Annotated in this window: 3 protein-coding genes; 2 read left to right on the plus strand and 1 reads right to left on the minus strand. The window is 71.7% G+C overall.

What is annotated here, in order from left to right:
- Positions 1 to 36: 36 nt before the first annotated feature.
- A complete protein-coding gene (locus DQW06_RS27270) occupies positions 37 to 891 on the minus strand; it encodes an SDR family oxidoreductase (RefSeq protein WP_013155580.1) in 855 nt (284 codons plus the stop codon).
- A gap of 287 nt (positions 892 to 1178) precedes the next feature.
- On the opposite strand from DQW06_RS27270, the gene DQW06_RS27275 reads away from it, so the two are divergent.
- The gene (locus DQW06_RS27275; RefSeq protein ID WP_117199566.1) at positions 1179 to 3287 is read left to right on the plus strand and encodes a catalase; all 2109 of its coding nucleotides are present in this window, start codon (positions 1179 to 1181) and stop codon (positions 3285 to 3287) included.
- A 55-nt stretch (positions 3288 to 3342) separates the two neighbouring features.
- On the plus strand, positions 3343 to 4308 hold the full coding sequence (locus DQW06_RS27280; protein WP_013155578.1) for a TIGR03557 family F420-dependent LLM class oxidoreductase: 966 nt from the start codon (positions 3343 to 3345) through the stop codon (positions 4306 to 4308).
- Positions 4309 to 4408 lie beyond the last annotated feature (100 nt).

Below are 4408 nucleotides of genomic sequence, written 5' to 3' on the forward strand. Positions count from 1 at the left end.
GGGGACGGGAACCGCGGCCCCGCCCCCTCCCCCGGCTCAGCTCGCCTGGATCTCCCCGCCGGTCGGGGCCAGGGTCTCGCCGGTGTAGTACGACGACAGCCGTTCGCTGGCGAAGAAGACGTAGGAGGGCGCGATCTCGTCCGGGTCCGCGGCCCGTCCCATGGGCGACTGCTTGCCGAAGCCCTCCGCGCCCTTCTCCCCGAGCGTGGAGGGGATGAGCGGCGTCCACACCGGACCGGGGGCCACGCAGTTGACCCGGATGCCCCGGTCCATGAGCGTCTGCGCCAGCGAGTGCGACAGGTTCATCACCGCGGCCTTGCTGGACGCGTAGTCGATCAGCGACTTGTTGCCGCGCAGGCCGTTGATGGACCCCGTGATGATGATCGAACCGCCCTCGGGGATGTGCTCCAGCGCCTCGCGGACGGTCCAGAACACCCCCATCACGTTGACGTCGAACGTGCGGCGCAGCTGCTCGGTGCTCAGGTCGGTGAAGTCGTCCACCGGCGCCTGGGTCGCGGCGTGCTCGACCAGGATGTCGATCCCGCCCAGCTCCTCGACCGCGCGGTTCACCAGGTGGGCGCAGAAGGACTCGTCGGCCAGGTCGCCTCGTACGCCCACCGCCTTGCGCCCCTGCTCCTGGACCAGCCCCACCGTGTGCTGGGCGTCGGCGTCCTCGCTGAGGTAGCCGAAGACGATGTCGGCCCCCTCCTTGGCGAAGGCCACGGCGACGGCGCGGCCGATCCCGGAGTCGGCCCCGGTGATCAGCGCCCGCTTCCCCTTCAGCAGGCCGCGGCCCTCGTAGCCGCGCATCTCGTCCCTGGGCTGCGGATCCATCGGCTCGGTCCGGCCGGGGTAGGGCTGGCTCTGCGCCGGAGGCGAAGTCTCGGACATGGTCGTCTCCCCCTGTCGTTTCGGTTCCGCGGGCCCGGCCCGGAATCCGTCCGGGGCGTCCCGCGCTGTGCGCCCGGGCGTGCCCGGGCGGTCCTTCCGCGTGCCCGCCCCTACCCCGTTCGCCCCCGCTGACTCGGGCCCGGCGCGGGTCGTCCCGGCCCGGACGGCACCGCGGTGAACGCCGCTCCAAAAGGCGGTCAACGACGTTTGCCCCGAACGGGCGTCGGTCAGGTGGAACCGGGGGGAGACCCCGGCACGTGGTACCCGCAGATCGACGGAGGCCTGCTGTGAGCACTGAAGGACGTGGGGGAAGCGAGGGGCGCGACGCCAAGGACCGCCAGCTCGACGCGGTCAGGACCGACTCCGACCAGCCCCTGACCACCGAGACCGGCGTCCGGATGGGCGACACCGACAACTCGCTCCGGGCCGGGGCGCGCGGCCCCACACTGCTGGAGGACTTCCACGCCCGGGAGAAGATCACCCACTTCGACCACGAGCGGATCCCCGAACGGGTGGTGCACGCGCGCGGCGCGGGCGCCTACGGCCACTTCCGCCCCTACGAGGGGCTCTCCGAGCTGACCGCGGCCCACTTCCTGAGCGGCCCCGACGTCACCACGCCGGTCTTCGTCCGCTTCTCCACGGTCGCCGGGTCGCGCGGATCCGCCGACACGGTGCGCGACGTGCGCGGGTTCGCGGTGAAGTTCTACACCGAGGAGGGCAACTACGACCTCGTCGGCAACAACATGCCGGTCTTCTTCATCCAGGACGGCGTCAAGTTCCCCGACTTCGTCCACGCGGTCAAGCCCGAGCCCCACAACGAAATCCCCCAGGCGCAGTCCGCGCACGACACCCTCTGGGACTTCGTGGGCCTGCAGCCCGAGACCACGCACATGATGATGTGGCTGATGTCGGACCGGGCGATCCCGCGCAGCTACCGGACGATGCAGGGCTTCGGGGTCCACACGTTCCGGTTCGTCAGCGCCGAGGGCCGCGGCACCTTCGTCAAGTTCCACTGGAGGCCCCTGCTCGGCACGCACTCGCTGGTCTGGGACGAGGCGCAGCGCGTCCAGGGCAAGGACCCCGACTTCAACCGGCGCGACCTGTGGGAGGCCATCGAACGCGGCCAGTACCCCGAGTGGGAGCTGGGCGTGCAGCTGGTGCCGGAGGAGGACGAGCACGCCTTCGACTTCGACCTGCTGGACGCCACCAAGATCATCCCCGAGGAGCAGGTCCCGGTCCGGCCGATCGGAAAGCTGACCCTGAACCGGAACCCGGACAACTTCTTCGCGGAGACGGAGCAGGTGGCCTTCCACACCGCCAACGTGGTCCCGGGCATCGACTTCACCAACGATCCGCTGCTCCAGGCCCGCAACTTCTCCTACCTGGACACCCAGCTGCTGCGCCTCGGCGGCTCCAACTTCCAGCAGATCCCGATCAACCGTCCGGTGGCCCCGGTGAGCAACAACCAGCGGGACGGCTTCGCCCAGCACCGCGTGCACCGGGGCGGGACCTCCTACCACCCCAACAGCCTGGGCGGCGGCTGCCCGGCCCTGGCGCACGGGGAGGGCGTCTACCGCCACTACACGGAGAAGGTCGAGGGCGACAAGATCCGGGTGCGCAGCGAGAGCTTCGCCGACCACTACTCCCAGGCCACGCTCTTCTACAACAGCCTCGCCGACTGGGAGCGCGAGCACGTGGTGGAGGCCTTCCGCTTCGAGCTGGGCAAGTGCGAGGAGCTGGAGGTGCGCCAGCGGGTGGTGGCCAACCTCAACCACGTGGACCACGGGCTGTCCGTCCGGGTCGCGGAGGGGATCGGCGTCGAGCCGCCGGAGCGGGAGGCCACGCCCAACCACGGCCGCTCCTCGCCCGCCCTGAGCCAGCTCAACACGGCGTTCGGCTCCGTCGTCGGCCGCAAGGTGGCCGTCCTGGTCGCGGACGGCGTGGACGAGGCCGCCGTCGACGCGTTCCGCGAGCCCCTGATCGGGGCCGGTGCCGTGGTCGAACTCCTCGCGGCCGCCGACGGCGCGGTCCGCACCTCGCGGGGCGGCGTCGTGACCGTCGACCGGGCCTACCCGACCGTCTCCTCGGTGCTCTACGACGCGGTCGTGGTGACCGGCGGTCCCGACGCCGCACGGACGCTGGCGGGCGACGGGCTCGCGCGGCACTTCGTGCTGGAGGCGTACAAGCACCACAAGCCGGTGGCCGCGGTCGGCGCGGGGACGGAGCTGCTCGCCCCGCCGCTGCCGGAGGAGCTGACCGGGCCCGTGGACGCCCTGCGGGTGGAACTGGGCGTGGTCGCCTCGCCGGACGCGGGTGAGGACGGCGTCGCCGAGTTCACGAGGCTGCTGGGCGGGCACCGGTTCTGGGACCGGCCGACGGCGTCCGTGCCCGCCTGACGGCGGGGGAGCGACTGACACGTAGCGAAGACGGAGTGAAGGGAGAACAGACGCGATGAAGGTGGGCTACAAGCTCTTCGCCGAGGGTTTCGGCCCCCGCGAGATCGTGGAGCAGGCGGTCCGCGCCGAACAGGCCGGGTTCGACTTCGTGGAGATCAGCGACCACTTCCACCCGTGGCTGTACAGCCACGGCCACTCCGGGTTCGTGTGGTCGATGCTCGCCGCCATCGCCGAACGCACCGACAGCGTCGAGCTGGCCACCGGTGTCACCTGCCCGATCCTGCGGGTGCACCCGGCGATCGTCGCGCAGGCGGCGGCCACCACGGCCATCCTGTCCGAGGGGCGGTTCACGCTCGGACTGGGGTCGGGGGAGCGCCTCAACGAGCACGTGGTGGGCCAGGGGTGGCCCAACGCCACCCGGCGCCACGAGATGCTGCGCGAGGCGATCCAGATCATCCGCCTGCTGTGGTCGGGCGGCTACCACTCCTACGACGGCAAATACCTGACCCTGGAGGACGCCCGGGTCTTCGACCTGCCCGAGGAGGCGCCGCCGATCGTCGTGGCCGCGGGCGGCGAGGAGGCCGCCCTGCTGGCCGCCGAGTCGGGTGACGGACTGTTCTGCACCGAGCCGAGCAAGGCGCTCAACCGGGTCTACGAGGACAACGGCGGCTCCGGCCCCCGCTACGCCGAGGTGCCGCTGGCGTGGGCGACCAACGAGGGCGACGCCCTGGAGTCGGCGCGCGAGCTGTTCCGCTTCGCGCTCACCGGGTGGAAGGTGCAGGCCGAACTGCCCAACCCGGTGAACTTCGAGGCGGCCACCGCCCTGATCGGCAGGGACGCGATGCGCGACGTCTTCGCGTACGGGCCGGACCCGGACCGGCACCTGGAGGTGGTGCGGGAGTTCGCCTCCGCGGGGTTCGACCACCTGTGCCTGATCAACGCCGGACCCGACCCGGAGGGGTTCTTCGGCTTCTTCGAGCGGGAGCTGGCCGGACCGATCCGGGCGATGGGCGCCGGTTAGCCCCGGCGGTGCCCGCTGGACGGGCGCCGTCCGGGGCCGGGCCCCTCACACGGACCGGGCGTACCCGCGGAGGGAGTCGTGGACGAACACGGCTCCCTCC

Source organism: Nocardiopsis sp. TNDT3 (assembly GCF_003427465.1).
Classification (GTDB): domain Bacteria; phylum Actinomycetota; class Actinomycetes; order Streptosporangiales; family Streptosporangiaceae; genus Nocardiopsis; species Nocardiopsis dassonvillei.